Source organism: Janthinobacterium sp. AD80 (assembly GCF_002878455.1).
Lineage (GTDB): Bacteria > Pseudomonadota > Gammaproteobacteria > Burkholderiales > Burkholderiaceae_D > Janthinobacterium.
Map to the genome: position 1 here is coordinate 1 of NZ_NRDQ01000325.1, position 1,877 is coordinate 1,877.

1 pseudogene is annotated in these 1,877 nt (G+C 71.7%); it reads right to left on the reverse strand.

The features are described 5' to 3' along the window. A pseudogene (locus JaAD80_RS29150) lies at positions 1-1,877 on the reverse strand (hypothetical protein); the annotation flags it as partial.

Below are 1,877 nucleotides of genomic sequence, written 5' to 3' on the forward strand. Positions count from 1 at the left end.
CTGCCAGCCGCCGGGCAGCGCCGCCTGCCGGTCGCCGGCGGCCAGGCTGGCCCAGGCCTGCGGATCGAAATAATCGATGGCGCCCGCCGCCGGTGCCGCCTGCGGCCATGGCAGCATTTCCAGCACGCCGGGAAAGGCCCGCACAAAGCCGAGAAACTGGCGCCGCGTATGCTTCCAGGCGATCCAGCAGCCCAGCATCTGCACCAGCGGATCGCGTCCCAGCAGCACTTGCACCATGGCGTGGCTGCCCCGGTTGGGCGTGCCCACCTGCAGCAAGCGGCTGCCGGGAATGGCGTCCAGGCGCTGCCAGCGGTCGCGCAGGGCCAGGCGCGCCACCAGCCCGCCCATGCCATGGGCGACGATGCGCAGCGGCTGGCCGCGTTCTTCGGCGTCGCGCATGGCCGCGTCGAGCACGGGAAGAAAGGCGGCGCCTGTCTCCTGCAGCGACAGCCGCCAGTCATAGGTAAAGGGCCGCACTTCCTGGCTTTGCGCCAGGTAGCGGGCGAACGGTTCGTAACACGGTTCCAGCCAGCCGGCGCTGACGATGTGCGGCTGGCCGACGGCCAGGCGTTCGATGCGGCCCTCGACCAGGTTGACGGGGTCGAACCAGATGCGGTTGCTGCCCACCTGCAGGTGGCTGCCCATGATGTCGGGCAGCAGCAGCACGATGGGCGCATGCGCGCGCCGCTTTGGCACTTCGCCGCCGCGCGCCAGCAAGCCGTGCTCGATGCCGGCCAGCGGCAGGTAGGCGGCGTCGTCACCCGCCAGCGCCTGCACCGCCGCCGTGCCCGATGGCAGGCGTTCGAAGTAGTTCAGGTGGTGCATCTGCGGCCCGCGCAGCAGCAGTTGCCGCACGGGCGCGCTGCGCGTGGCGCCGCCCGCCATCGAGGCGCAATTGACTACCAGGTCGCTTTGTCCGCCATAAAAAATCTCGCCCAGGCAGCCGGCCAGCCAGCCCAGCAGGCTGTCGCCGCCGCAGTCGCCCGCCAGCACATGCAGGGGGCTGGCCACGCGCACGTCGGGCGCGTTGAGCAGGGCCACCAGCGGCGAGTCGGGCATCATCGCTTCCAGGCCGGGCAGGATGCGCGCATCGCAGCGCTGCCGCACCACGGCCAGCAGGAAGGCCATGGCGCCATCGGCCGCCGCGCCCGGTGCCAGCAGGTTGAACATCACGCTGGCCCAGCGGTCCAGGCGGCCCGACATCAGGGTGGTGCCGCGCGCGGGACAGCCCACGCGCACGAAGCGGGCGACGCGGATGGCGCGGGTTTTCAATTCCATGCTCAGCTCGCGCAGGCGCGCCGCGTCGTCGGCGTAGCCGGCGCGGCCGCACAGCTGCGATTGCGCCACGAAGTGTTCGATGTCATGGCTGTTGAACGCTTCGCCGCCCACCGTATTTTCGCCCAGGCGTTCGAGGCCATCGCCGGCCAGGTCGACGGCGCCACGGCTGTCGACCCGCTGCGCGCGCGCCAGCAGTTCGCCCACCAGCCCGCCGCGCGAATGGGCCAGCAGGTGCAGCACGGCGCCATGCGGCAACTGGCGCACCAGGGCCAGCGCGTTGTGGATGGGGCTTTCGCTGAGGCTGCGGTGTTCGTAGCCATAGATGCGGTTGCCGTATTGCGCCGCCAGGCGCGGCGCCAGGCCATTGCGCCACAGGCCGCCAAAGCTGCGCGCGGTCGACGCCGCCGTGCCGTGCAGCAGCAGCAGCACCGGTTCCGGCCCTGGGGGCAGGCTGGCCACCTGCGTCATGGCACCCTGTTCGATGCCGCAGCGGTACAGGCCCAGACGCTGCTCCAGTTGGCGGTCCTGGAAGGCGCCGGCCGCCGCCAGCGCCGTCATGGCGCCGGCGCTGCCACGGTACACACGCAGGGCCCTGAGCA